Source organism: Barnesiella sp. An55 (assembly GCF_002161555.1).
In the GTDB taxonomy this organism is placed as follows: Bacteria; Bacteroidota; Bacteroidia; order Bacteroidales; family Barnesiellaceae; genus Barnesiella; species Barnesiella merdipullorum.
This window is the reverse complement of the sequence record NZ_NFHZ01000010.1, coordinates 65,408-91,748: the sequence shown is the minus strand read 5'-3', so window position 1 is coordinate 91,748 and position 26,341 is coordinate 65,408. Positions and strand designations below refer to the sequence as shown.

General features: G+C 57.0%; 15 protein-coding genes and 2 pseudogenes. 1 reads left to right on the top strand and 16 read right to left on the bottom strand.

All coding sequences use genetic code 11. The annotated features are described in order from the left end of the window. Nucleotides 1-22 precede the first annotated feature (22 nt). Complete coding sequence (locus tag B5G10_RS07700) at nt 23-3,499, top strand: DUF5123 domain-containing protein (RefSeq protein ID WP_158098796.1); 3,477 nt, start codon at nt 23-25, stop codon at nt 3,497-3,499. Nucleotides 3,500-3,606: 107 nt separating this feature from the next. Here the strand turns inward: B5G10_RS07700 and B5G10_RS07695 are convergent, their stop codons facing one another. The 16 genes and pseudogenes from B5G10_RS07695 to B5G10_RS07625 form a co-directional block, all read right to left on the bottom strand. After that, on the bottom strand, nt 3,607-4,272 hold the full coding sequence (locus B5G10_RS07695) for a GDSL-type esterase/lipase family protein (RefSeq protein WP_087424153.1): 666 nt from the start codon (nt 4,270-4,272) through the stop codon (nt 3,607-3,609). A gap of 14 nt (nt 4,273-4,286) precedes the next feature. Next, entirely contained in the window at nt 4,287-5,120 is an 834-nt protein-coding gene (gene murQ / locus B5G10_RS07690; protein WP_087424152.1) for an N-acetylmuramic acid 6-phosphate etherase, read from the bottom strand. 12 nt (nt 5,121-5,132) lie between these two features. After that, nucleotides 5,133-5,972 (bottom strand): ATPase, encoded by an 840-nt coding sequence (locus B5G10_RS07685; protein ID WP_087424151.1) that lies wholly within the window; start codon nt 5,970-5,972, stop codon nt 5,133-5,135. Then, nucleotides 5,969-7,141 carry a heparan-alpha-glucosaminide N-acetyltransferase domain-containing protein gene (locus tag B5G10_RS07680; RefSeq protein WP_087424150.1) on the bottom strand — a complete coding sequence of 391 codons (1,173 nt, stop codon included), beginning with the start codon at nt 7,139-7,141 and terminating at the stop codon, nt 5,969-5,971. Before B5G10_RS07680 ends, B5G10_RS07685 begins: the two co-directional genes overlap by 4 nt. 12 nt (nt 7,142-7,153) lie before the next feature. Further along, the gene (locus tag B5G10_RS07675) at nt 7,154-9,952 is read right to left on the bottom strand and encodes an FAD-binding and (Fe-S)-binding domain-containing protein (RefSeq protein ID WP_087424149.1); all 2,799 of its coding nucleotides are present in this window, start codon (nt 9,950-9,952) and stop codon (nt 7,154-7,156) included. Nucleotides 9,953-9,971: 19 nt separating this feature from the next. Next, nucleotides 9,972-11,204, bottom strand: a complete 1,233-nt coding sequence (locus B5G10_RS07670; RefSeq protein WP_087879931.1) for a DUF1343 domain-containing protein — start codon at nt 11,202-11,204, stop codon at nt 9,972-9,974. Nucleotides 11,205-11,218: 14 nt separating this feature from the next. After that, nucleotides 11,219-12,025: pseudogene (locus B5G10_RS12950) on the bottom strand (MFS transporter); the annotation flags it as partial. 570 nt (nt 12,026-12,595) lie between these two features. Continuing rightward, nucleotides 12,596-13,087 (bottom strand): annotated as a pseudogene (locus B5G10_RS12945) (MFS transporter); the annotation flags it as partial. Between the two features lie 11 nt (nt 13,088-13,098). After that, nucleotides 13,099-14,403 (bottom strand): SpoIID/LytB domain-containing protein, encoded by a 1,305-nt coding sequence (locus B5G10_RS07660; protein WP_087424147.1) that lies wholly within the window; start codon nt 14,401-14,403, stop codon nt 13,099-13,101. An 8-nt stretch (nt 14,404-14,411) separates the two neighbouring features. Further along, nucleotides 14,412-15,341, bottom strand: coding sequence for a DUF4922 domain-containing protein (locus B5G10_RS07655; RefSeq protein ID WP_087424146.1), 930 nt, complete (start codon nt 15,339-15,341; stop codon nt 14,412-14,414). A 5-nt stretch (nt 15,342-15,346) separates the two neighbouring features. Beyond that, nucleotides 15,347-16,804 (bottom strand): glycosyltransferase family A protein, encoded by a 1,458-nt coding sequence (locus B5G10_RS07650; protein ID WP_087424145.1) that lies wholly within the window; start codon nt 16,802-16,804, stop codon nt 15,347-15,349. Between the two features lie 18 nt (nt 16,805-16,822). After that, nucleotides 16,823-18,676: a PQQ-binding-like beta-propeller repeat protein gene (locus B5G10_RS07645; RefSeq protein WP_087424144.1), complete on the bottom strand. Its 1,854-nt coding sequence runs from the start codon at nt 18,674-18,676 to the stop codon at nt 16,823-16,825. Between the two features lie 3 nt (nt 18,677-18,679). Then, a complete protein-coding gene (locus B5G10_RS07640) occupies nt 18,680-21,661 on the bottom strand; it encodes a xanthan lyase (protein ID WP_087424143.1) in 2,982 nt (993 codons plus the stop codon). 259 nt (nt 21,662-21,920) lie between these two features. Continuing rightward, nucleotides 21,921-22,760 (bottom strand): hypothetical protein, encoded by an 840-nt coding sequence (locus tag B5G10_RS07635; protein WP_087424142.1) that lies wholly within the window; start codon nt 22,758-22,760, stop codon nt 21,921-21,923. A gap of 269 nt (nt 22,761-23,029) precedes the next feature. Continuing rightward, nucleotides 23,030-25,414, bottom strand: coding sequence for an Ig-like domain-containing protein (locus B5G10_RS07630; protein WP_087424141.1), 2,385 nt, complete (start codon nt 25,412-25,414; stop codon nt 23,030-23,032). Between the two features lie 10 nt (nt 25,415-25,424). Next, nucleotides 25,425-26,327, bottom strand: coding sequence for a PD40 domain-containing protein (locus B5G10_RS07625; protein WP_087424140.1), 903 nt, complete (start codon nt 26,325-26,327; stop codon nt 25,425-25,427). Nucleotides 26,328-26,341 lie beyond the last annotated feature (14 nt).

Here is a 26,341-nt window from a genome sequence, read left to right as displayed (position 1 = left end):
CCTTCTTCTTAATTTAATGACAATGAAAAAGATCTTTTTGTTGCTAGGGTGTCTGCTGTCTCTTTATGCAGGTGCCGCAGTGATTCCTGTACAGGAATCGGGATCCATATCCGATGCGATAGGAGAGGCCTCGCCAGGCGATATCGTCGAGTTGGCATCGGGTACCTATGTCGAAAATGTCATAATCGATAAAGCGCTCACGCTACGCGCGGCCGAGGGTGCCGAGCCGGTTCTCCAAGGGTGCGTGTCGGTGCAGGCCGGAGCCACTATCTCGGGCATCGAGTTCGACGGTAATGGCGAGGTGGCCGACGCCATCCGCATCGACAATACCGTGGACGGGTCGCCGGTGTCGATTACCGGCTGTACGATACAAGGTTATACCAACCGATTCCTGTATGTGTCGTTGTCGATGAAAATAGAGACACTCACGGTCGATGACTGTATCTTTATCGGGACCGACAACAGTACCGAAAACAAGGCGCTGTATATCTCCAATGCACCGGCTCAGGTAGGGACCGTGCGGGTGAGCAACTCGACCTTCTTCAATTTCAATACGGGCAGCAACTACTTCTTCCGCATCAATTGCGGCGACGAGTTGGTGCTCACGCCGGTTGTCGAGATAGACCACTGCACGTTCTACAACTGTTTCGATCGCCGCGGGGTCTATCTGTTCAACGCCGGGCGTTCGACCATCAAGAACTCCATTTCGGCCTTCTCGGAGCGCAAGGACGATACCAAGAGCTTTACCGCCTATGGCGACGAGAGCCTCATTACAAACGTCATCTCGTATAATGTCGATCTCTACGGCAGTGCCCGACAGGAGAACGTAATTTCGCAGAATCCGCTTTTTGTCGATGCCGCCAACGGGAATTTCCAGCTTTACAAGAACTCTCCCGCAGTGGGTGCCGGCGACGATGGCAGCAACCTGGGCGATCCGCGTTGGGGTGTATCGACCGAGGATGCTCCAGTGGGCGACCTGCCCTATGAGTGTTTCAAGGAGCCATACAGCATGTCGCCTACGACTCACTCGGTGCGTATCCTGTGGCAGACGCTCGACTCGAATCCCTCGGGCACGGTCTATTATGGTACCACGCCCGACCTGGGACAGCAGGTGACGGCCGAGACCGGATGGAATGTCGAGGGTGAGGGGTTTGTTCATATAATTGAACTGACCGGGCTCGACCCCTTTACCGAGTATTACTATCAGGTGGGCGACGAGGTGCGTCGTTATGACAAGATGTGCCGGGCCAAGACGGCTCCCGAGAAGGGTACCGACTTCCGTCTGGTGGCCTTCAGCGATGTGCACGACAACGACGAGGGTATCTGGCAGCACTCGGCTCCCATCATGCTCGAGACCAATCCCGATATGTGGCTGACGATTGGCGACCTGGTGACCAAGGGCGACTCGCGGGTGTGGAACTCGTCGTTCTTTATTCCCGGCGAACCCATGCTCACGGCCAAGACGTTGACCTCGATTATCGGCAATCACGAAACGATGGACAAGACCGACGAGAACGGGCCTACTACCTACTACGACTATTTCTCGCTCCCGTCGCACGGGTTCATCGATACCGACGAGCGCATCGACCCCCGGGGCGAGGCCTACTTCGCTCTCGATTATGGCGATGTGAAGATAATCGGCTGCAACTGGAACGAGGGGAAAGACGACCCGTCGTTTGCCACCGGTTCGAAACAGCTCACCTGGCTCGACGAGCAGCTGACTGCCGCCGACAACAAGTGGATATTTATCTTTGCTCATGTCAATGTCTATTCGACCAGTTACCACGGACAGTGGTCGGCCAGCCAAAAGGAGTATATTGCTCCGTTGCTCGAGAAGCATGCCCTGGCCGGGAAACACATTCTGGTATTCGGGGCCGACGAACACAACTTCGAGCACCTCTACAAGGCTGGTGTACACTATCTGAGACCGGGTGCCATGAACGGTACCAACCGCGACCAGTACAACATGGCCGACCTGCCTTATAGCCTCATGTTCAACAAGATTGCCGGCTTCTCGACCATCGACGTTTCGGAGAACGGCGAGAAGGTGACCCTGATAGCCCGCGACCGGGATGGAAAGGAGTTCTACTCCTATGTCTTTACCCGTGACGGACTGAAACCGAGTCTCTACATTACCGAACCCAATGGCAACAACGATCCGGAGACCGACAACGTTACCATTCGCTGGAGCTGCTTCGACCCGCAGGGTACGGCCAAAATCAATCTTTACTATTCGACCGACAGTATCAACGGTACCCCTATTGCTACCGATCTGTCGAGCGATGTGCAGACCATCGCCTCATACGACTGGAACGTGCGGTATCTGCAACCCAAAGGTGATTATTGGATTTACGGTACGATCGACGATGGCGTGCACGAGCCGGTGCGGTCGTATGCCAAGGGACGGCTGACGATTGTAGAGGATACGGTACCTCCTCCTGCACCGAGCGATTTCTCCGGGAGTTTTGCCGATGGCAGCATCGTGCTCTCCTGGAAAAATCCGGTGTATGAGATTCCGGTAAGCGAGATAATTGACGATTTCGAGTCGGGCATCTCGGCTGCCGAAGGTGTGGGCGAGAGTGGGGGTAGCGGTACCCTTGAGCAGGTCGATGGCTATGAGGGCAAGGCGTTGCAGATGAACTACGATATTGCCGAGGCATGGGGCGAGTATGCGGCTGTGTTGACTTTTGACAAGGCCCGTAGTTTTGCCAACTCGCCTTATCTGGAGTTTTGGTACAAGGGCGACGGCTCGAGCCGTATGTTGCGCCTTATCGTGAAAGACGACTACGACCTCGACGGTAATGCCGATGACTGGTGGTACAACGAGTCGCTGCCTCTCTCATCGACCGAGTGGCAGAAGGCCAAACTTGATATCCGCACGTTCGAGCCCTTCAGTTGGCACCCCAATGCTCACACGGCTTGCGATGCCACGCGGGTTATCTCGTTGCACTTTGTAGTGCCCAGCGGAACTCCGTGCAGCGGGGGTGTGCTCACGCTCGACGAGATTGTCATGACGGGGCTCATCTATCCGGCTCCCGACTTCGAGGCGACGACCATTGTGCGCCGTACCGACCGCTTTGCCCTCAACGAGAAAGACGGCGAGGTGGTCTATGACGGGGCTGGAGAGACCTGCACAGATACTAATCTGGAGAAGGCTACCTACTACTATGCGGCTTTTTCGCGCGATGACCTGCAGAACTATTCGCCGTTTACCGAGTCGGCCTCGTGGCAGTATGACGTGACGGTAGGTATTGAGGAGAATCGGGCGGGGACGTTTGTCGTTTCGCCCAATCCGGCCGACGACTATGTGACCATTACCCGTCCCGGGAATGATACCGCCCAGGTGTCGATACGCAATGCCAGCGGGGCTGTGGTTATGACCCGGCAGATAGACAGCAGGGTTGCCCGCGTCGATGTGGATGGACTGTCATCGGGAGTCTATTTGCTTTCGGTGCAATCGGATGGAAAATTGTATAGCCAGAAATTGGTGAAGCAATAGATGATAAAACGGGGTTAATAAAAAGGGAGTCCGGCAGGCTATCGGGGAAACGATATCTGTCGGACTTTTTTGTGGGGTATGCGTAAGCGAGAAATTTCTCTTTCGTCTTATTTGAGGTAGGGGAGCAGAACCTCGCGCCACACCAGGTAGGCGTCGCCCATCAGGTGCAGCCCGTCGTTGGTATAGGTGGGGTTGAGATCGGTCGAGCCGGGAGCCGTGAGGTGCGAATAGAGGTCGATATAGGTGCACTGCTCGGCTTGGGCCAGTTGCTTGAGCCGCTGGTTTATCTCGATGATTTGCGGTGCCTTGCCCACAATCTTGCGATACTGCCCGAAGGAGTCGTTGGTGGGCAGCATGCTCTGTATGTAGAGCTGTGTGGTGGGGCTGTCGTGGCGTATCTTTCGCACGATGCGGGCGATGTTGCCCACGATGCTGTCGGTCGATAGGTCGTGCGACACGTCGTTGATGCCGATCATCAGGAATATCTTGGCCGGCTTGCCCTCGACAATAGGGGCCAGGCGTTCATACACGCCCATCGACACGTCCGACCCGATACCCCGGTTCTTGATGTTGGGGTTGCCGAACAGCTCGTGCCACTCGCAGTTGTCGGTGATGCTGTTGCCCAGAAAGATGATGTCGTCGCTGTCGATGGGCAGCTTCTCGAACAAACTGGTGCGCTGGTAATAATAGAGGTTGTTGTGATAGACCTCTTGGGCCAGCGAGGCAATCGTGGCCAGTATCGGCAGCAGCAGAAGGATAGAGATTCTTTTCATGGCGTTTCGAGGGTTTATTTTTGTGAGTCGGGATTCTCGGCATGGTAGGCGTCGATGGCTTTCTTGACCGAGCCGTGCAGGAGCAGCAGTCGTTTGGCGTGCTCGTAGTCCATGCCCAACTCTTCGGAGACCATGCGGGTGCCCCGATCGACCAGTTTCTGGTTGGAGAGTTGCATGTTGACCATGCGGTTGCCTTTGACCCGTCCCAACTGTATCATGACCGAGGTGGTAATCATGTTGAGAATCATCTTTTGCCCCGTACCCGATTTCATGCGTGAGCTGCCGGTCACATACTCGGGGCCCACAATCATCTCGATGGGCACGTCGGCCTCGTGCGAGATGGGCGAGTCGGGGTTGCTCGAGATGGAGCCGGTGAGGATGCCGTGCTCGCGGGCAGCCCGCAGGGCGCCTATCACATAGGGAGTGGTACCCGAGGCGGCGATGCCGATAACGGTATCTTTGGTGTTGATGTGGTGTTCTTGCAACTCTTCCCAGCCGCGGTTCATATCGTCCTCGGCATTCTCTACCGGGTTGCGCAGGGCGGTGTCGCCGCCGGCAATGAGCCCGATGACCAGCGTGGGAGGCATACCGAACGTGGGGGGAATCTCCGAAGCGTCGAGTACACCCAGGCGGCCGCTGGTGCCGGCACCCATGTAGAAGATGCGTCCGCCCTGTCTCATGCGGGGCACGATTTGGGTGACGAGTTTCTCGATTTGGGGAATGGCCTTCTTCACGGCCAAAGCCACCTTTTGGTCTTCGGTATTGATCTCTTCCAGAATCTCATGTACCGATTTTTGTTCGAGGTTGTCGTATAGAGACGGTTGCTCGGTGATTTTCACGAATGACATAGTGACTGCGTTTTATAGGTTTGAATGATATGCGACAAGACCCTCCATGGGGCTTTTGATAATTGTGCCCAGCTCTATCTGCAAGGCGTTGGCGGCCTCTTCGAGCACCTCTTTGTAGTAGTAGGCGATGGAGCCGATGAAGTGCACCTTCACATTCTTGTAGTCATACTGCATGACGTTGCGGGTAAAGAAGCTCTTGAAGCCGTTGAGCACGATGCGATGGATGCAGGGCTCTTCAATATTCTCGAGGAGGAAGGGCGACACCGAGGCGAGGAACCGGTTGGGGAAGGGCTTCTTATAGACTTTGTCGAGAATCTCTTTGGGGGTGAGGTCGAAACGTTTGAAGAACTTCTCCTTCAGCTCGGGAGTGAGTTGGTTTTTGAGGCAGTCGCCCACCAGCAGTTTGCCCAGTACGGCGCCGCTGCCTTCGTCGCCGAGTATGTAGCCCAGCGGCGAGATGTTGTTGACAATCTCCTTGCCGTCGTAGTAGCACGAGTTGGAGCCGGTGCCCATGATGCAGGCGATGCCGGGTTGGTGGCCGCAGAGGCTGCGGGCGGCGGCCAGCAGATCGCTGCCAATCTCGATATGAGCGCCGGTAATGTGGCGGGCAATGGCCTGCTCGACGATAGCATTTTTCTCGGGGAAGGCGCAACCGGCACCATAGAAATAGACGGCATCGATCTTCATCCCCTCGAGGTGAGGCATGAGTTTGTCTTTTACAACGAGGCTTATCTCCTCTTCGGTTTGGAAAAACGGATTTGTTCCCTCGGTAGTAATTCGCTTGACGGGTGTTCCCTGGTTTACTACACACCAGTCGGTCTTGGTAGAACCGCTATCTGCTATAATAATCATATCTTTATATATATTTTCTTTTTATACAAAACATATCCTACGAGCCAGTTGACCCCGATAAAGAGGAGGGCGAAGATGAGCGAGGCGAAAGTCTCGTCGCCCAGCAGGGGCACGAGCCACTCGTTGTAGATGACCCCTTTCAGGGTCATGGCCGTGCCGGCATAGGTCACATAGATGTTGCCCAGGAGCAGGCTCAATACCCCGCCCAATACATACATGAACAGGGGGTTGATACCGAAGGCTTCGAAGAAGCGGCTCCATCTCTTGTATCCCTCGATATCGATAATCCAGATGAGCAGGGCCAGTGCGCTGGCGGCCAGTCCGCAGGTGGTGAGGACAAAGGTGGGCGACCATATCTTTTTGCTGATGGGGCAGCCATACTCGAGCAACAGCCCGGCAAAGGTGAGTATGGTGCCGGCAATAAAGAGGTTTTGCATGCGTGTGGCATTGTCTTTGGTGCGCATGATGAGCCCGCCGCAGAAGACGCCTATCAGCACGTGGCATATCGACGGTATGGTGCTGAGCAGTCCCTCGGGGTCGAAGGCCAGCCCGCTGTCGTGGTACATGTGGTCGGGGCCCAGTACGGCGCGGTCGATGACCGAGATGATGTTCTCTTCGGAGAACTCGAATCCTCGACCCGTGGCCAATATCACAAAGTAGGCCAGCAGGGTGACGATGACGATATGCGGTATGTATTTGTGCTTCACAAGCAGGGCCACGAGAGCGGCCACGCCATAGCAGATGGCCAGTCGCGGCATCACACCCAGGATGCGCAGGTGGTTGAAGTTTGCCATCGAGCGGCCTAACCGTTCGAGCCACGGCAGGGACTCCTCGCCCAACTGGTGGTAGGTGCGCATGGTCAGCCCCAGCCAGGCGATGGCCAGACCGATGGCAAAGATGATGACCGTGCGCCGTATGATTTTCCAGGCAACCGGTTTCGAGAGCCGGAAATCGAATTTCCGTAGCGACATGTAGGTCGATATTCCCATGATGAACATGAAGAAGGGAAAGACGAGGTCGGTAGGGGTGAGCCCTATCCACTCGGCGTGTTCCAGCGGGGCATAGATGTGCCCCCAAGAGCCGGGATTATTGACCATAATCATGCCGGCTATGGTGATGCCTCGCAGGATGTCGAGCGAAAGGAGTCGGTTGCTGGGTGGTTTGTTCATGGTATCGTGACTTTATTTTTTAGGCGTTGTACATTGATCTACCAGATAGACGATCGAGAGGTAGGGTATGCCCGAGTTGGTGGTCAATCCTATCTCGCAGGTGCGGCTGTTGGAGTATCCGGTTTTTACGCCGGCCTTTTCGAGTTGCGGTCTCAGCTTGCGCAGGGCATAGGCATTGACCTCGGGGTGCGTGAATCCGCGGTCGCCGGCGAATCCGCAGCAGCCTACCTCGTCGGGCACGATGACGTGGCGCGAGCACAGACGGGCCAGCTCGACGAGCATGTTGCCCAGGTTCATCTTGCGCATCGAGCAGGTGATGTGTACGGCTACGGCGTCGTCGATGGGGGTGAACTGCAACTTGTCGCGCAGGAAGGTGTAGATGAACTCTACCGGCTCGTAGAGTTTGACGCGGGTCATCGTCTCGCGCATGCGGTGCAGGCAGGGGCTCTGGTCGCAGAGCACGGGGTATTGTCCCTCGTGGCTGGCTTTGAAGAGGGCCTCTTCCAGTTCGGCCGACTTGCGGTCGGCAATATCCCTCATGCCTTTGCTTTCCCAGATGGTACCGCAGCAAAGGTTTTTCATGTTCTCGGGGAAGATGACTTCGTAGCCAGCCTTTTGCAGCAGGGCTACGGTTTTGTCGATGAGCGGTGTGGGGTCGGGCGAATTTTTGGCCGGACCCATGGTCTGGTTGATACAGCTGGGGAAATAGACCACCTTCAGCGGTTCGGGGTGTTGCTCTATCTTGTGGGGCCGGTAGGGCTTGGGCATGGCCGGGGTCCACAAGGGGAGACCCAGACGGTGCAGGGTGCGGCCTACGGCGCTCATCGGTTTGTCGCCCAGCAGGGCGTGTGCGGCATGGGCCAGGTAGAGTACCGGGCGGATGCTGGCTTTGGTGCTGGCGAAGTGGTTGGCTACCCAGTCGCCGGTCTTGTAGCCGAGGCTACCGGCGGGCAGACTCTCCTCGCGCAGGTCGTGGGTGAGGTCGCCTACGCTGATGCCCATCGGGCACGACATGGAGCAGAGGCCGTCGCCGGCACAGGTGGCGTTGCCCAGGTATTTGTATTGTTGCAGCAGGGTGTGCATGCGGGTTTGACTCTCGGCATCGGTCAGATGGCTCAGCCGGGAGATTTCGCGACGGATGACGATGCGTTGTCGCGACGACAGCGAGAAGCCGCAGGTGAGGCAGTTTACCTCGCAGAAACCGCACTCGATGCAGCGATCGACGTGGGCGTTGGTGAGCGGCATGGGCTTGAAGTGCTTCAGGTGGCACTGCGGGTCGTCGTTGAAGATGACGCCGGGGTTGAGCAATCCTTTGGGATCGAAGAGCTCTTTGACGGCTTTCATGTAGCCGAAGGCCTTCTCGCCCCATTCGTATTTGACAAAGGGAGCCATGTTGCGGCCCGTGCCGTGCTCGGCCTTGAGCGAGCCGTCGTATTTATCGACCACGAGGGTCTTGACTTCGTCCATCAGTTTGGCATATCGGGCCACCTGCTCGGGGGTATCGAACGACTGGCTGATGATGAAGTGATAGTTCCCTTCGAGGGCGTGGCCGTAGATGCAGGCATCGTCGTAGCCGTTGCGCTCGAGCAGAGTCTGCAGGTCGGCGGTAGCCTGGGGCAGGTCTTTCAAGGGGAAGGCCACATCTTCGATGAGCACCGTGGTGCCCAGTTGACGGGTGCCTCCCACCGAGGGGAAGATGCCCGAGCGGATGGCCCAGTATTGCGAGTACTCCTCGGGCTTGTCGGTGAAGTGTATGGGTGTGGCGGTCTTGAAGGGGACCAGTATCTTTTTGATGGCTTCGATATTGGCCTCGAGTTCTTCGGGCGAATCGGCTTTGGTCTCGGTGAGTACGGCCGTGAGGCCCGTGCCGGTGGTGTCGTTGACCGAGGCGAGCGACTTCTTGTCGAGCATCTCGGCACTGAACACGGGTCCCTCTTTCATGGCCACGACGGCGCGGCAGGCATCTTCGATCTTGTCGAAGTAGAGCATGGCGCTTGCCGAGCAGGGGTAATCGTGCTCGGTCTTCATCGTCACCTCCGAGAGGAAGGCGAGAGTACCTTCCGACCCTACCATGAGGTGGGCGATGATGTCGAACGGGTCGTCGTAGGCGACAAAGGGCAACAGGTTGAGGCCGGTGACATTCTTGATGACATACTTGCGGCGGATGCGGTCGCTCAGGGCCTGGTCGCCTCTGATTTCGTCGCGCAGCTCGGCGATGCGTTTCAAGAAGGGGGCATGACTCTGCTCAAACGCCCGTCGGCTGGCGGGATCGCCCGTGTCGAGGCGAGTCCCGTCGGCCAGGACGATTTTGGCCGATATCAGTTCCTTGTCGCTGTTGGCGTGGGTGCCACAGTTCATGCCCGAGGCATTGTTCATGACAATGCCGCCTACCATGGCCGATTTTACCGAGGCGGGGTCGGGTGCGAATTTTCTGCCATAGGGTTTTAAAATCTCATTCACACGGGCCCCGATGATACCGGGTTGGAGAGTTATTTGTGTATGGTCTGGCGAGATGGAGTATTGTTCCCAGTTTTTACCGGCAACAATCAGTATCGAGTCGCTTATGCTTTGCCCCGAGAGCGAGGTACCGGCAGCTCTGAAAGTTACCGGCAGGTCGTAGCGGTTGGCCAGGGTCAGGAGCCGTGCCACCTCCTCCTCGTTTTTCGATCGAATCACGATCTGGGGGATAAGACGATAGAATCCGGCATCGGTTCCCCACGCCAGCAGGCGCAGGTCGTCGGTATAGATACGGTCTTTGGGAATGAATGTCCCGACCTCTTTCAGATAAGCGTTGTACTTTTGATCTTTCATCTCGGTTGATTACTTGGTGTTATTTATAAAGATAGTATTTGCGTGACAATTGCTTGAAACTTTCTACATCTTTATACCAGTAGTCCTTGATGTCGTCGAAGCGGTAGCGTTTGGAAAAGCGTTCGCGTATCTGGTTGCTGCCGCATACCTTGTCGAACATGTCGAACCGTTTCTCGGTCTCGGGACCGAAGGCTTTCTTGTCGGGGTAGAGGGCTGCCAGTTCTTGTAAGATGTAGAACTGGACCTCGGAGAGACGGGCTTTCCGATAGTCCATGATGTGCACTTGCACCCCCTGCAAGTGTTCGCCCTGCCCGAAAGCATAGAAAGGTTTCAGGTGTATGGGGCGGAATTTGATACCCGGCAGATTAAGGGCGTTCATGCGGTCGGCCAGTTTCTCGGCGTCGATCCACTGGGCGGCAAACATCTGGAAGGGTATGGTGTATCCCACGCCTATCGAGAGGTAGGGCAACTCGCCCACAATACCCGACAGGGGGTAGAAGTAGGCCGAGTGGGGGTGCGGGATGTGCGGCGACGAGGGTATCCATTGGAGCCCCGTCTGCGAGTAGTCCATGCTGCGCTTCCAGTGTTTCATGGGCACGACTGTGAGCTTGCAGTCTTTGGCCAGCATATGTTCGCCCACGAACATACGGGCCAGCTCGCCGCAGGTGAGCCCATACACATAGGGTATCTTGAATTGACTGACGAAGGAGAAGTAACCATCCTCGACGATGTTGCCTTCGACCTTCTCGCCGCCGATGGGGTTGGGACGGTCGAGCACGACAAACTCGATACCGTTTTCGGCGGCGGCTTCCATGGCTACACCCATGGTGCTGATGTAGGTGAACGAGCGGCAACCTATGTCTTGGATGTCATAGACGAGCACATCGATGCCCTTGAGCATCTCGGGGGTGGGCTTGCGGGTCTTCCCGTAGAGCGAATAGACGGGCAGCCCGGTCGAGGGGTCGGTCGAGTTTTCGACCTTGTCGCCGGCATGCACGTCGCCGCGCACCCCGTGTTCGGGTCCATAGAGAGCCACGAGATTGACGTTGGGAGCTTCAAACAGGATATCGATGGTCGATTTCAACGAATTGTCCACCCCCGTGGGGTTGGTGATGAGACCGACTCTTTTCCCCTCCAGAATTTTGAAATTGTCTCTCTTCAGAACCTCGATTCCCGTCATTGTTTTCTGTGCACTCAATCCTCCTGCAAAAATTACAGTCAGGCACAAAATTATATACTTTTTCAATGTCATAGACTTTCTTTTTGTTATTTTGTTTCTGTTTCAATTTCGTTTGCATCCTCCTTCTTGCCATAGTTGGGGTCGATCTTGATAAAGGCGCACACGGCGATGGTGGCGGCGCAGCAAATCATTACCCAATAGAAGAAGTGTTTATACCCGATGAGCTCTTGCAACCAACCGGCAGCCATGCCCGGCAGCATCATGCCCAGGGCCATGAAGGCGGTACAGATGGCATAGTGAGCGGTCTTGTGCTCGCCGTCGGAGAAGTAGATGAGGTAGAGCATGTAGGCGGTGAAGCCGAAGCCGTAGCCAAACTGCTCGATGAATACGCACAGGTTGATGATGAAGAGGCTGTCGGGCTGGTAGTAGCTGAGATAGACAAAGGTGGCGCAGGTGAGCGAGATGCTCCAGGCCATGGGCCATAACCATTTGCGCAGACCGCCTTTGGCGGCTACGATACCGCCTATGATACCGCCTATGGTGAGGCCCAGGATACCGATGGTGCCATAGACCAGACCTACCTGGCCAGTGGTAAGACCCAATCCGCCCAGCTCTTTGGGATCGAGCAGGAAGGGGTTGATGAGTTTGACCAGTTGTGCCTCGGGCAAGCGGTAGAGAAGCATGAAGAGGACAGCTACCCATACCTGTTTCTTCTGGAAGAAGGTGACAAAGGTGGCAAAGAACTCCTTGAAGATGTTGGAGGCGGTTGCTTCGCACACGGCCTTATCGGAGGCGGGCTTGGGCAGGATGTATTTGTGGTACAGACAGATGGCAATGAAGAAGCCGGCCAGTACGAAGAAGGTAATCGACCAGGCCAGGGCTATGTTGCCCGAGGTCCCTTCGAACGAGGCCGACGACTCTTCTTTCAGTTTGGGGTCTATCTGTATGGTGATGTAGGCGGGTTTGTCCCAGTTGTCGGCGTTGAACTCGATGCGGTCGCCCTGGGTGAGGAAGATACTTTGGTCGCCACTCTTGTGAACCGTGTTGAGTACCACCTTCTCGCCCGGTTTGGGTTGTTGCGACAGGCACACTTTCACCACGCCTATGTTGCCGGTGAGTTGGTGCTGGGTGCGCTCGCGGTTCTCGCCGAAGGTATTTTGAATGAACTGCTCGAACTTGCTGAGCTGCTGGCTCCCTGTTGCCCGGTCATTTGCCTGGGTGGCAGCCTTTTCGGGTGCGGCAAACCCGTTGGCGATATTCTGCTGTTTTACCCAGGCGTTTATCGAATCGACCTGGGCGGGATTGGCCACGGTCCCTATCTCGAGCACGGCGGGCGAGGCCACGAAGTGCATCTCGCTGTTGTTGCTGTCGGTCACATAGTCGGTCGAGGGGAGGGTTATTTCATTGGCATATTGCGGGCCGGCCTTGACTTCGAGCGAGAGGGGGGTGAGGCCGGTGTTCGACTCGAGCAGTCCGGCCAGAATAACCAGCAATCCTTGTCCGGCGATGGTGGCCACGCGGTAGAAGGTGCTGCGTATGCCCACATACATGGCCTGGTCGTGCGTGTCGAGGGCCAGCATGTAGAAGCCATCGGCGGCAATGTCGTGCGTGGCCGAGCTGAAAGCTACCAGCCAGAAGATGGCCAGGGTAATCTGGAAGAAGTGCGGGGCTGGAATGGTGAATGCAATGCCGGCCAGGCCTGCGCCTACGAGCATCTGCATGGTGACTACCCACCACCGTTTGGTTTTCAACAGATCGATAAAGGGACTCCAGAAGGGTTTGATGACCCACGGCAGATAGAGCCAGCTGGTATATAGGGCTATGTCGGTATTGGATATTCCCAGCCTTTTGTACATGATGACCGAGATGGTCATGACAGCCACATAGGGTAGTCCCTGCGCAAAGTAGAGCGTAGGGATCCAAGCCCAAGGTGATATTTTTTTCTGCGAATTCATGGTTTATTGAGTTAATAAAGTTTTTCGATGGTTGCTCCCGCAAAGTAGTGCAGGAGGATGTGGCGGTAGTCGTACCCCTGTTCGCCCATGACGGCGGCGCCTATCTGGCAGAGCCCTACGCCGTGGCCCCAACCGGCACCTCGCAGCACGAAGCGTCGGGGTATGCCGTCGGCAATCTCTTCGCGCTCGACGACGAAGGCCGAGCTATAGAGGTGCGAGGGCGAGAGTGTGCGTCGTATCTCGAGCTCCTTGCCTATGGTAAGGGTTTGTCGGGTGCCCTGTATCTGTAGCCGGATGAGTCGTCCCGAGGGGCCCCGTTCGACCGGTACCAGGTTGATGATTTCGCCGAAGTCGATGCCCGATTTCTCCCGGATGAGCGAGGCGAGCTCCTGTTGGGTATAGGCAACGCTCCAGCGGTAGAAGTCGGTAGTCTCCTGGTCGTAGTTGTTGAGTACCTGCGAGAGTATTTGCTTGTCGGTGGTGTTGCAGAAGGCTTCGGGCGAGGAGCAGATCCAGCGACGTGCGTTCTCTTCGACCCGCAGGTCGGGGATATCGTGCTCGTGGCGACTGTCGCGCAGCGCTTCGAGGTAGGGATAGTCAATGTTTTCCCAGCACGACGAGAAGCGCTCCATCACGCCGCCGCAACACTTCGAGAAGCGGGCATCGCATGTCTGGCCGTCGTAGGTGAGTATCTCGCCCCGGGTAGCCTTGATGGCTTGGGCCACGAGGGGTGTCGATTCGCGGGTGATACCCTGGTAGCGCTGGCAGTGGTCGTCGGCACAGACGTCGAAGTGGTCGTGGTCCTCACGGTCGTACCAGCGGATGAGTTCGTCGTGGGTGCGGATACACGATACGGGTTTCTTCCCGGCCAAAGCCTTGTTCTTTTGTATTTGAGCCAGCAGCCAGCTGCGGGAGATGACGGCATGCGACTTGAGCAGCTCGAGCGAGGCGGTGGCGCTCATCTCGGACGAGATGACGCTGAGCAGATACTCTTCGATGCCTAACTCGTTGATGGCAGTGAGTCGGTCGCCCTCGACGATGAGTTTCAGGGTGCCTCTGAAGGTTTGATCTTCCTGTCGCTCCCAGTGGAACTTCACCCCTATGGTCACCCCCTTGAGACAGAACGAGTCGTTGGAATGTTGCGGGGTAAAGACGAGCTGGTCGTAGAGCTGGCCGTTCCAGCCGATGCGTCCCTGCTCGATGTGGGCCTCCTGGGGTCCCTCGACGGTGAGGTCGCCGAGGGTATAGGTGTCGTTGAAGACGAAACGGATGGTCTCGCCCGACATGATTCCTACGGTTACCGATGGCTCTTTCATGGCGTTTCTTATTTGAGTTTCTCGATGATGGCGTGCATACTCTTCGTGTCGAGGCACACTTCGGCGAGTATTTGTTCGAGGTGACTGGCCTCGATTTTCTCGAAGTCTTTCTCGAGCGGGGTGATGAATACACCGCCCATATCGACCGAAGCGGGACTGAGCAGTATATTCTTTTCGCCCTCGGCAAAGTAACACGAGGGGCGATGCAGAGCCCGCGGGAAGATGGCTACCGTCCACCGGTCTGTTTCGTACCAGGCAAGCACATTCATCATGGGTTCCGTTTCGCCGGGTTTCACCTCGAGAGCCTGGTAGAGGGTTTCGAAGAGAGCCCGGGCATCGTCGGCCTCGCGGGCTTCGATGAGGAAGAAGGGGCAGATGTACTCCTCGACCAGACTCAGGTGGGCCGAACCTTGGGTGCTGACGGGGATGCGACGGCAGCTCTTCACTACTTCGCCGAGGGGGAGGAACCCCTTGTTGCCGGCCTGGAAGTGGGCGTGGTCGGGTGCCGAAGCACCGCATTTGGGTCCGTTGTAGAAGAGCACGAAGTCGTCGGCTTCCCGGGCCAGACGCAGCATGTCGCCAAACCGGCAGCCGATGAGTTGCGGCGTGTGGGTGTTGACCGGGATGGTGAGGTGGCGGGGGAAGATGGGGAAGGGGTTGATGAGCCAGGTGTAGTTGCCGTCGGGCAACCCCACCTGCACCTCGGGCCGGTTCTCGGCGCAGAGGAAGCACTTGCGCTCTTTCAACGACTGGCTATCGACCTTGGCGGCCGACGAGACGATGCGGGCCGGGTTGAACTGCACCTTGACCGTGCAGCCTCCCAGCGTAATCTCTTTGACCCGTACCGACTTCAGCGCCTGGTAGTTGTTGCGGGCCGATTCCCACACGGCGAGCTGGTCGTCGAGCAGTCGTGCGATATGTTTCGATGTGATTTCCATGTGGCTTATCGTTTGTTCATGGCGACCCGGGCCTGCAATTCCCAGGTGCGTATGCGGTCTTTGTATAGGTTGTTGGCGTTCATCTTTTCGATGCTGAGCGAGGCGTCGGAGTTGTCGTCCCAGCGGCGGCACAGATATACCACCTCATAGACACGGCCTATCTGGTAGTGGCGCGAGATGTTCAGTCCCAGGGCATAGTCTTCGCCATAGCTGGTGTTGGGCACCTTCACCTTGCGGAGGAGCGGGGTGTAGAAGGCGCGGGGAGCGCCCAACCCGTTGATGCGCAGAGCATTGTTGCGCCCGTTCTCGGGGGTCCACTCTTTGTGGTTGATGATACCCGGGGCAATCATGTTCATGTGGAAGTCGGTCATCATGTAGGTGCCCACTACCATGCCGCAGTTCTGCTCATAGAAGGCATTGACCATGGTTTGCAGGGTGTGCTCGTCGCGGTAAACGTCGTCGCTGTCGAGCTGTACGGCAAACTTGCCGCAGCGGGGGTGATGTACACCCAGGTTCCAGCAGCCGCCTATGCCCAGGTCGTTGCGCTCGGGGATGAGGTGGATAAGCCGCTCGTCGGAGGCAAAGCGGTCGATGGCCTCGGTGGTGCCGTCGGTCGAGTGGTTGTCGATGATGATGAGGTTGAATTTGAAACTGGTTTGCTGCTTCAACACCGATTCGATGGCGTCGGCGATGGTGCGCACGCGGTTGCGCACGGGAATGATGACCGAGGCTTCGTATTCGAAGCTGCCTTCGTCGAAGGCTATCTTCTCGAACCGGGGCTCAAGGTATCCGCCTATGGCCTTGAGGTGCTCGGTGCAGGCGGCCTCCATCTCGATTTGTACGCCCCGGTTTTTGGGATCGACATAGTCGAAAATCTTCTCGCCGCTCTTGCGGGTATCGTTTTCGACCTCGGAGTAGAGATACTCGTTGATGTGTACCAGCGAGGCTTTCTGCGACAGTTTCAGACGCAGGTCATAGAGTCCGGCAAACTGGAAGTCGGTGGTCATGCGCGAGGCGGCCTCCTTGAAGGCGTCGGCGTTGAAGAGCAACAGCGACCCGAAGTTGAAATCGTCGCGCAAGCTGCCGTACTGGTAGTCGATGACCGGGGCTTTTTCCTGCCGTCCGTCGGTCACATGGTAGGAGTCGGCATAGGCCATGCCGGCCTGTGAGTCAGTGGCGATGCGCACCATGCGCTCGAGGGCGAAATATCCCAGTTCGAGTGTCGTGTATTTGGTGTAGAGCAGCGTAAAGTCGGCATCGCTGTGGGCGGCAATCGCACGCATCGTTGCCGAGGCATTGAGACCGGCTACGGGCAGGAGCTGGCATCCGGCAACCTCATCGTGGCACGACTCGGTCGTGAGCAGGTATATCTGTTTTATGTGCTCGCAGGCCCGCAGACCTTCGATGGTTTTGTTTACCTGAGCTGGGCTCGAAAACGGAATGAAGCAGTTGATCGTTTTCATGACGTTGGGTTGTTTTATTTATTCGTTATTGTAATCGATGACAAGTAGTCCCACCTCGCCGCCGGTGGCTGTGAACAGGCAGCGCTCTTTGGAGAGGGGAACGAGGGTGCTGATGAGTGAGTTGCCCACCTTGTGTTTCCACAATACACGGCCGGTGTGGGCATCGAGGCCGAACATCAGTCCGTTTTTGGTACTGCCGAAGACGACGCCCTCTTTCTCGACCAGCATCGAGGGGGCGTGTTCATAGCCAAAGCCTACGTTCGAGGCCCACAACTCTTGCGGGTGGTCGGTCGTGGCAGAGTAGCACACCACGCTGTCGTTCATCGTCTTGCTGTATATGCGGCGCTTGTCGTGCGACAGGCCTATGGTCTCGCGCACCATCGACTGGCCGGTGCGCCACACGGTTTTACCGGTGCGGGCGTCGATGGCCGATAGCATCCGTTCGGGGTCGGCTACGAAGATCTTGCCGTGAGCGGCTACGGGCCATACGGCTGCGGGCGAATAGAATTTGCCCGGTTTGCCGTCGTGCCACTTCCACACCTCCTGGCCGGTATGTGAGTCGAGAGCGTAGAGGTTTTTGTCCCAGGCGCCGAAGATGACGAGCCCGTCATAGACGAGCGGTTTGGTCTCGACATATCCCTCGACCCCGTCGTAGTACCAAATGAGTTGGCCCGACTCGAGGTCGATGGCTCTGAAGCGATGGTCGCTGCCGCCGATATAGGCGACCCCGTTGTGCAGGGTGACGGCTCCCAGTACGGGGGCCTCGGTGGCGACCTTCCATTGCAGGGTGCCGTCGGTAGCGTCGAGGCCGTAGATGTAGTGGTCGGTCGAGCCGAATACCACCCGGTTGTCGTCGGCAGCGGGAGTGCCTATGATGCGCATGCTGCCTTCGAACCGCCACAGCATCTTACCGTCGGCAACCGAGTAGCAGGTGAGGCTTCCCGAGTCGTCGCCCACATAGACTTTCTCGTCCCAGTAGGCGGGCGAGGAGAATATCTCGTACCCGCATTTGACCAGCCATTGCTCTTTGACCTGGGGATACTCGCGGTTGACCGAGAAGTCGGGACGGGGATAGCCGGCGTTGCTCTTGGCAAAGTTTTCGCCGGTCATGCTGTAGGCTCCCCGGCGCACGGGCGACTGGCCTATCTTGTGCTCATAGATGAAAATCGAGTCGGGGGTTACCTCGCAAAGCGAATAGCCGCCAGCAGGCTCTTGAGCCCGCAGGTTCGACCTGCACAGGATACCGGGTATGCCGTCGTATTGGAGGTTCATGTATTTGTGGTAGTGGCCGCCCATGACCAGGCGAATGTTGTAGGGGCGGACGGCGTCGGTCACATCGTACCAGTTGTCCACGTCGCCCGGCTGGAGGGGGTAGTGGGTGACGAGGATGACCGGTTTCTCGGTACCCACGACATTCAGCTCGTTTTTGAGCCAGTCGATGTCCTGGGGGGCCACGTGGCCGTCGGCCATGCGGATGATGGGGCCGGAGTTGAAGCCCATGAAGAGGATTCCGTCGTGTTCAAATTCGAACCGTTCGTTGCCGAAAACCCGGGCAAAATCGGTTACCCCCGATTCGCTCCATTTGGTCTCGTGGTTGCCTGGTACGATGTAGTAATCGACGTGCAGGCGGTCGAGCAGCGATTTGACCACCTCCATCGACTGGCGGTCGCCCAGGTTGGTGATGTCGCCCGAGACGATGGCAAACTCGATGCCGGGGGTCGCGTTGATTTGCTCGACCGACCGGGCCAGGTCGTTACAGGGCAACGAGTCGCCGGCCGTGATGTGTATGTCGGTGAGGAAGGCAAACTTGAAGTTGGCTGCCTGGCTGCCGACGGCAAGGAGCGTGAGTAGAGCGAGGAGGAATCGTTTCATGGGTTATCGGTCGTTTGTGGGGTTGGCAAAAGTGGATAGGATAGCTTCCATGAGGGCATCGCGCTTGGCTTCGCTCTTGATGGTCTCGAAGGGGTAGCCCAGCACACAGGTGCAGTAGGTGTTGCCCCGGTAGAATATGCCGGCGCCGATGCGGTTCTCGCCGTAGCGCTGTATGGTGTAGCTGCCTGTGCCGAAGGGTTCGATACCGTCGGGCGACTCGACCGCATAGCATTGGTCGTTGAGGGCGTTGTGATACTCGATATTGAGGTAGTTGAACCGGGTAAAGGGCGATGCCGCCGGCTTCACTTCGCCACTCACCGAGGCCTGCCCGGTGCGCCAGGTGTAGTGCAGTACCCGGTTGGCAAACTGTTGCCCTTCGGGGTCGGGGGAGCCGTTGTCCCACAGGTCGGTGCCGACATAGGCTCCCGAGACGAAGATACTGCCGCCCCCGTTGCAGTAGCGGGTGATGGCTTCGCGCAGCGGACGGTCAAAGGTCTTGAAGGCGTAGCCGCTGGTGCCCCGTCCCATGGCCACCTGTTTCTCCTTGCCGAGGATGAGGTCGGCCATGCGGTAGCGACTCATGTCGGTGAGTTGCTCGGCTACGGCTTCGTCGCTGGTCGAGACAAAAGAGTATCCGGCCCGCACAATCGAGCGGCCGTGCAGATAGGGATAATCGAAGGTGTTGCCGGCGATGACCTGTGTCTCGTAGGTGGCCCGGCTGGCACCGAATCCCGGGTCGTCATCGTCGCGCCAGGGAATATGGCGTCGGAACTCGTATTGTTCGCCTATGTAGCTGATGTCGTTGAGGTAGGGTACCCCGAAGTCTTTGCGGCTGTCGAATCCGGCCGTGATGGTGTCGATCTCGAAGTTGTCGGGGCCGCTGATGCGGTCGAATCCGTTGATTACCAGCACTACGCCACGCTCCTGTGAGTGGCGGCAGAGCGACAAGATCTCGGAGGGGAAGCTCTCGCCACCCCGGTTTACGGCCGTGACCTTGAAACTGTATATCGAGTCTGGGCGTATCGTGGCGGTATAGGTGGTATCGGTCACGAGTGTGCCGGCATCGAAAGCGCCGTTGCCCACCCGGGTATAGACGATGTAGCGGTCGGGGGTGGCGGTGGGCTCGAGCCGGTCTTCGACGGGATGCCAGGCGAGCCGCACTTCGTTGGGCCCGGTAAACTCGCTGCGCATGTAGCTCACGGGCAGCGGTTGTACCACATAGTCGTAGCCGTTTTGTGCGGCGATGAATTTGAGTATGCCTTTATATACGGCCCGCGATACCACGAATCGGAATCGGGGGTCGAGCCCGTAGCGCATGTCGGCAAAGTTCTGGTGCGAGAGCAGTTCGAGCAGCATGGTGGGGACTTCGGGCACACGGGCCTCGAAATAGGATTTGTTCCACATGCCCCGTCGGCTCCACTCGGGCTCGTAGGTCTGGCGTATGTCTTGGGTCACTTGCGACAGCACGGCATCGGTGAGGTAGCGCGATACCTGCCGTGGCACATCCTTTCCATAGACTTTACGGTCTTTGCCGGTGAAGTAGATGCCCAGGCTCCCGATAATCGAGTCGTTGAGGGTGGTGCCGGCATCGGAGTGGAAGGCAAAGGCCAGGTCGATGGGTACATTCAACCCGGTGCTGTCGGGCAGAACTGCCGAACCGCCGGCCAGGTAGTTGACCCACTGACCCCGGCATTTGTAGTCGTCGGTGTAGTCGTTCTCACCCTGGCTGGGCGAATAGACCTTCTCGGGAAATCCCGCCCATTGCAGCCAGTAGCGCGCCGCCTCTGTGAATCGGGGGTAGCCGCTGCATTGCGGGGCGTAGTCGATGGCGGCCCAAGCGGGGTTCTCCTGGATGCGGGCCTCGCTTACCCGGCGGGCTATGTTGCCGTAGCCGCCTCCTATCTTCACGGCATCGGCGGTGACTATTCTGCCATGCTCGTGGGAGGAGAGGTTGCTCAGTTCGACGCAGGCCTTCTTGCCCGCTTCGAAATCGAAATGGCCCAAATAGATCCAGGTGCCTCCACCCATGGTCTGGTTGATACGGAATTGCGACGCTCCCCCTTTGTGGTGAACGGTGTAGAGGGCATTGTCGGTGCTGTGTTTGACGGTGTGGTAGGCGACATAGACGGCATAGCGGCCGCTCTCGGGGATGGTGACTTGCCAGCGGGCGGTTATGGCCTTGCGAGGGTCGGTCGTGGTGTGGGCCTGGCGGAAGGTGCCGTCGGTAAAGGGGTTCTGCGAGTCGGTATAAAGAGCGGCCTTGCGGGCAAACCCGGTGCCGCCGTGTCCCCATTTCTCTTTCTCGGTCTCCGTCTCGCAGTAGGTATTCGGGTCATCGTTGTCGGCGATGAGTTCGTGCAGATTGGTGTCTCGTTCGCGGGGCGAGAATACATAGGCTCCCGCCTGCTCGAGCATGGGGGTGAGGAAGGGCATGACGAAACTCTGGGTAAAGAGGTCTTCTACGGTCTCGAAGATGCGGGCACGTTGCCATTCCCACCGGTCGAGCGATTGCTCGAAGTAGTAGCCGTGGCTTTGCCACAGGGCGATGTGGCGGTTGTGCAATCCACGGTCGGGGGTGTAGAGCCTGTTTACCGGCTCGACGATGGGACGGTGGCAGGTGACGGCAAACCGTTTGTGGCTGTCGGCAAAGGGGATGAGCCGGCTTATCTCATAGCCGCCGGCCAGGATTGATATTTTCCGGTCTTTTAACTTTTGGGGAAGGACGGCCCGCACGGTGTCGTAGGCCTGCTTGACCAACTCGCTGCGGAAGGGCAGGTAGGCAAACTCGTCGTTCATGACGATGGTGAGCCGGTTGCCTTTTTGCAGGTTGAATGATTTGAGTTTAATCTCGCCGATGCCCATGTGCTGGGGCTTGAGCGAGGCGAGCGACTGCTCCACCACCGTCTCCAGATTACGGGCGTGCATGGGGCCGAATAGGGTAGCAACGAGGATAAGCAGCAGGGAGATATATCGTTTCTCTTTCATGTTTTTCAAATGGATAAACGTCGGTTATTTGGCGGTTCCTCTTTTTGCCTTTCCAAGCGCGTTGCAACCGGGTGACAATTGTCGAAACCGAAGGGTAAAATATTCCCCTTGTCTAATACAAATGTAACTATATTTTTGTTTCGGGAACATATATTTAGTATTTTTTAATATGAATTTTCCTCTCTTTGGGAACGATAAAAAAAGATGCAGAACCGAGGGCTTCGATTCTGCATGATATGGGGTTGAGGCGGGTGAATTCTTAGCCGTAAATCGAGTGGTACTCGATGAGACCCTGCATGGGACTCTTCTCGGTTTTTTCGATGTTCAGCCCGAAGTCTTTGGCCACCAGGTCGAGTATGTCGGCATAGGTATAGGCCAGGTTTCCCATGAAATATACGGGGTATGACTTGTAGTCATACTGGATGATGTTGCGCTGGAAGAAACGCATGAGCTCTTCATAGACCAGGTTGAAGGCATACTTGTTGTCGAGGTGGTCTTTGAGGAAGTAGGAGCAGGAAGACAAGGAGCGGTTGGGGAATGGATGGTTGTAGATCGAATCCATAATCTCGTCGGGGGTCGCCTTGAATTTTTCGTAGAAAGCTTCGCTCAACTCTTTGGGAGCCAAGTTTTTGAGATAGTCGCTCAGGAATCGGCGCCCCATGGCGGCACCACTGCCTTCGTCGCCCAGGATATAGCCGCCCGAGCGCACATTCTTGATGATGCGTTCACCGTCGTAGAGGCACGAGTTGGAGCCGGTACCCAGGATGCAGGCGATACCCGGCTTGTCGATGAGCAGCCCGCGTGCGGCGGCCAGCAGGTCGCTCTCGGCCGAGATGGGGGTTTTGAACTGAGCTACCAGCGAGGCCTCGAGAATGTTTTTCTTGTCGAGGTTGGCACAGCCGGCACCATAGAAATAGACCCGCTCCCATCTTTTCTTGAAGAAGGCCTCGGGCAGGTTGAGCCGGATGCTGTGGCTGATCTCTCTACGCGTTTGGAAAAAAGGGTTTATACCTTCGGTATAACTTCTCTCCACCACATTCTTCCCATCGACGAGTACCCATTCCGTTGTCGTGGAACCACTTTCTGCTATAACTTTCATAAATACAAAATCTTGATAAAAGTGCTTCAGGTATCACTCCGTTAAAAAAGATAATGCCAAAATCTTGTTCAGTCAAGCTCTATCCTCGCATTACCAATATGTTGCTTATTCAATACAAAGATAAAATATCTTTTGCCATTTTCCAAACGGAATGCTTATTTTTCTGTAAAGTATAAAATTTCTGTTAAAAGACAGAAAAGAGAGAAAGAGGCTGTATGCCTGGTGTGTTGCCAGAGAGTCATACAGCCTCTTGTGGGGCGTTTACAAAATCAATGAACAATGAGTATGGAATGGCTATATTCGCCCTCGGTGGTCTTGATCTTGAGCAGGTAGGTACCGGCCGGGACAGACGATACGTCGATCGTCGCATCGGGACTCATGGCCACGCAGCTGCCGGCCAGGTTGTACAGGGTTACCTGTTCTACGGGAGCCTCGCTTTGAATCTTTAACCAATCGTTGGCCGGGTTGGGATAGACCTTGATTGAGGCGCTGGTGGCGACGGGCTGGATACCCGACGAGGTATAGGCCAGCATGTTGTCGAGGTAGAAGCTGCCCGAGTTGGAGAAGTAGGGGGCTTTGCGCACCACCTTTATCGCACTCACGCGGTAGCTCTTGCCGGGGGCGAGCTGGTCGAGACGAGCCTCGCGGAATTGCCAGCCCCGGAAGTCGATGTTGGTGAGCAGCACCTCTTGCGTGTCGTCGGCCGAGGTGAGTTGCAGCCATATCTCGTCGCAGGCGAGGTCGCCGTAGATGTGCATCCCGATGGTTTGGGTGTTATCGACGGTAATGCCTCCGGCAAATGTGCTTGTGGTGGTGTAGAGGGCCTGGGCCTCGTTGGCGTTGAAGGTGTAGGTGAAGTTGTAGGAGGCACTGCCGAAGAGGGCCTGCGAGGTAGAACGCGCGGCCTTGGCCGTCGATACGCCGGTGCTGTGAGCAGCGTCGTAGGCAATCATGTCGGCCGTTTCGAAGGTCTCGACGGGAGTGTCGCTGTGGCGCACGTCGCCAGCGGTGAAGTGAATCACGATGGGATCAATGACGGGCAGACTGTTGACGTCGTGCAGGGAGTTGTCGATGCGCAACTGGTAGTTTGCTCCCTGAGTCAGATCGGCGCTGGTGGTGAAGTAGTAGTTGCCATAGACGTCGCCCAGCTGGTTGTACTTGGCCGAGCGCAGGTTGATACCCACCTCGTTGCCATCGTTGTCGTAGAGTTTGATGAGATCACGGATGTTGACGGGGTCGAGCACGTTGTCGAATCGTACCTCGAGAGTGGGTTTCGTGTAGTGAATCACGCCGCCGTCGGCCGGGCTGGAGGCCAGCAGTTTCAACTGGTTGCGGCCCTGGGTGATGAAGGAGAACGAGAAGTCCTCTTCCATCGAGATGTTACCCGGGTGTTTGGCGCTCTTGTCGAGCGTGACGGTGTAGCGGGTGGCTATCTCGTAGGGACGGGTGGGGGTGAATACCATGCGGTATTGCGAGTCTTCGAAGGTGATTTCGCCATCGACGGCCGGTTCGATCGAGAAGGCATTGCGCACCGACTCGACATCCATATCCCAGTTGAAGTTGAGCACGATGGGAACGGTGCAGTTGATACTGTCGGTCTCGTTTTCCATCATGGGGCTGTAGGAGGTGACTTCGGGCGGTGTATTGCGCACGCGGTCCATGGCAATGTTGGTATAGCTTATGGCGTTGGCCTCAACGGTGACGTCGATGGTCTGCTCGTAGTGGTCGTCGGCTACGACCTTCAACTGGTAGTTACCGGGAGCCAGGTCGCGGAACATATAGACACCGTTGAAATAGGGGTCGGTGGTGTAGGTGATGTTGTTGGGCAACAGGGTGACGGTGGCTCCGCACAGCGGCACCTGTTTGTCTCGACCGTGTTGTACATAGGAGTCGGTGCGGGTCATGCGGCTGTCATACACGACCCCGGCAATGTGGCCGGTCGTGAAACCGTCGGTGTCGAAATATTCCATCACGGCTTTGGCAAAATGCCAGGCCTCGATGTATTTGTAGTCCATGTTGAGCAGGCGGTAGGTCTCGGGGATGTAGTCGTGGTAGGAACCCTCCGAGAGGAATCCCGTGACGGCGAGGTTGCGCAGTACGCCCAGGCCGGCGTTGTTCCAGTCGGGGTAGAAGTCCCAGTCGCCTACGACATATTCGCTGGTTTGAGTCCAGTAGGTCACCTGGTTCTCGATGAGGTGCTTGAACAGAATCTTGGCCGCTACCTTGTCTTCGGGTTTGGCCGGGTCGTCGGTGTATCCCTTGAAGAGCATCATGGGGAAGTTGACCCGGTTGGATGTGCCGGTGGCGTTGCTGTGAATCGAGAAGAAAAGGTCGGCATCAAATTCGTTGGCTTCGCGGCTGATGGTGCTCAGGTTGAGGTCGTCTTCGGTGCGGTTCAGCACGCGCGACATGGCTACCGATGCACCTTGTCCCTCAAGCAGTTCACGCAGCATGAGTCCCTTGTGCAGGTTGGACGAGGACTCCCAGAAACCCAGGGTGTCGCCTTGGGCAAAGGGAGCGACGGCCACGTTGCGGTCGTCACTGTCCCAGCCGCCGTGGCCGGGATTGATGTAGATTCTCAGGCCTGTCATGTCTTTGGCTTGCAGACCGAGACAGCCCACGAGGGCTATGACGAGAATATATAGTTTTTTCATGGCAGAGGGGTTATTTCGTGATGTTTAATTCCAGCATAAAGAGTTTGCCTGCGGGGGTGTTATAGACAATCTTACCGGCAGCAGCCGAGGGGTTCATGCCCATCTCGGCGGGGTCGGTGAGGTTGTGCACGCGATGGCTGTGGCAATCGAGCAGTACGATTTGCGAGGCGGTGTATTGGTGGCCGTCGTCGGTGGTGCGGGCTGCCGCCACGAAGTTGTTGTCGTACCATGTGGGGGCTTCGAAGTCACCCAGTTCGGCCAATACCTTACCATCGAGGTCGAGCACGACCACTCCTTTGCCAATGGCATAGGTGGCAATCTTGGTGCCGTCGGGCGAGAGGGTGGTCCACAAGTAGCTGCGCACCTGGTTGCCGTAGGGGCGCAACTCGCGCGAGTCGTTGCCATCGCACACGACGATTTTGCCCTCCATGGCTACCGAATAGACATAGTGGCCGGCAGTGCGGGTTCCTGCGCTCTTGAAGAGCTTTTTACCGGTGAATACGGCCATACCGCCGTCGAGGGCAGCGGGCCGCTTCAGGTCGCGGGTGGGGGCGATGAGTTGCCGCTCGCTCTTCTGGTCGAGGTTATACTCGACGAGCGAGCGGAGTTTCTGCCGGTCGATGATGCTTTGCGGGCGGTAGTACAGGGTAGAACCGTCGGCGCTGAATGTAGGGTCGAATCCGGCTCCGTCGGCGGTGCTTACCGTCTGGCTGCGACCGGTGGCCAGGACGTAAACCTTCAGTCCGGTATAGTCGGCTGTGGTGTAGGCCATTTTGCTGCCGTCGGGGCTGAGCACCGGGAAATAGGCGGCTCCTCCCGCGGGGGTTACCTCGCTGTGGCGGGTAACCGATACGTTTTGTGCCGAGAGCGTGGTGATGCACGCCAGCAGGGCTATGGTCAGTTTCATTTTCATGGTGTATGATTTTT

What these genes read in the sequence shown, in the direction of transcription:
- B5G10_RS07625 (WP_087424140.1), bottom strand. Translation starts at nt 26,327, where the DNA reads ATGAAAATGAAACTGACCATAGCCCTGCTGGCGTGCATCACCACGCTC.
- B5G10_RS07645 (WP_087424144.1), bottom strand. Translation starts at nt 18,676, where the DNA reads ATGAAACGATTCCTCCTCGCTCTACTCACGCTCCTTGCCGTCGGCAGC.
- B5G10_RS07685 (WP_087424151.1), bottom strand. Translation starts at nt 5,972, where the DNA reads ATGATTATTATAGCAGATAGCGGTTCTACCAAGACCGACTGGTGTGTA.
- B5G10_RS07700 (WP_158098796.1), top strand. Translation starts at nt 23, where the DNA reads ATGAAAAAGATCTTTTTGTTGCTAGGGTGTCTGCTGTCTCTTTATGCA.
- B5G10_RS07680 (WP_087424150.1), bottom strand. Translation starts at nt 7,141, where the DNA reads ATGAACAAACCACCCAGCAACCGACTCCTTTCGCTCGACATCCTGCGA.
- B5G10_RS07660 (WP_087424147.1), bottom strand. Translation starts at nt 14,403, where the DNA reads ATGAAAGAGCCATCGGTAACCGTAGGAATCATGTCGGGCGAGACCATC.
- B5G10_RS07630 (WP_087424141.1), bottom strand. Translation starts at nt 25,414, where the DNA reads ATGAAAAAACTATATATTCTCGTCATAGCCCTCGTGGGCTGTCTCGGT.
- B5G10_RS07655 (WP_087424146.1), bottom strand. Translation starts at nt 15,341, where the DNA reads ATGGAAATCACATCGAAACATATCGCACGACTGCTCGACGACCAGCTC.
- murQ (WP_087424152.1), bottom strand. Translation starts at nt 5,120, where the DNA reads ATGTCATTCGTGAAAATCACCGAGCAACCGTCTCTATACGACAACCTC.
- B5G10_RS07675 (WP_087424149.1), bottom strand. Translation starts at nt 9,952, where the DNA reads ATGAAAGATCAAAAGTACAACGCTTATCTGAAAGAGGTCGGGACATTC.
- B5G10_RS07695 (WP_087424153.1), bottom strand. Translation starts at nt 4,272, where the DNA reads ATGAAAAGAATCTCTATCCTTCTGCTGCTGCCGATACTGGCCACGATT.
- B5G10_RS07650 (WP_087424145.1), bottom strand. Translation starts at nt 16,804, where the DNA reads ATGAAAACGATCAACTGCTTCATTCCGTTTTCGAGCCCAGCTCAGGTA.
- B5G10_RS07670 (WP_087879931.1), bottom strand. Translation starts at nt 11,204, where the DNA reads ATGACATTGAAAAAGTATATAATTTTGTGCCTGACTGTAATTTTTGCA.
- B5G10_RS07640 (WP_087424143.1), bottom strand. Translation starts at nt 21,661, where the DNA reads ATGAAAGAGAAACGATATATCTCCCTGCTGCTTATCCTCGTTGCTACC.
- B5G10_RS07635 (WP_087424142.1), bottom strand. Translation starts at nt 22,760, where the DNA reads ATGAAAGTTATAGCAGAAAGTGGTTCCACGACAACGGAATGGGTACTC.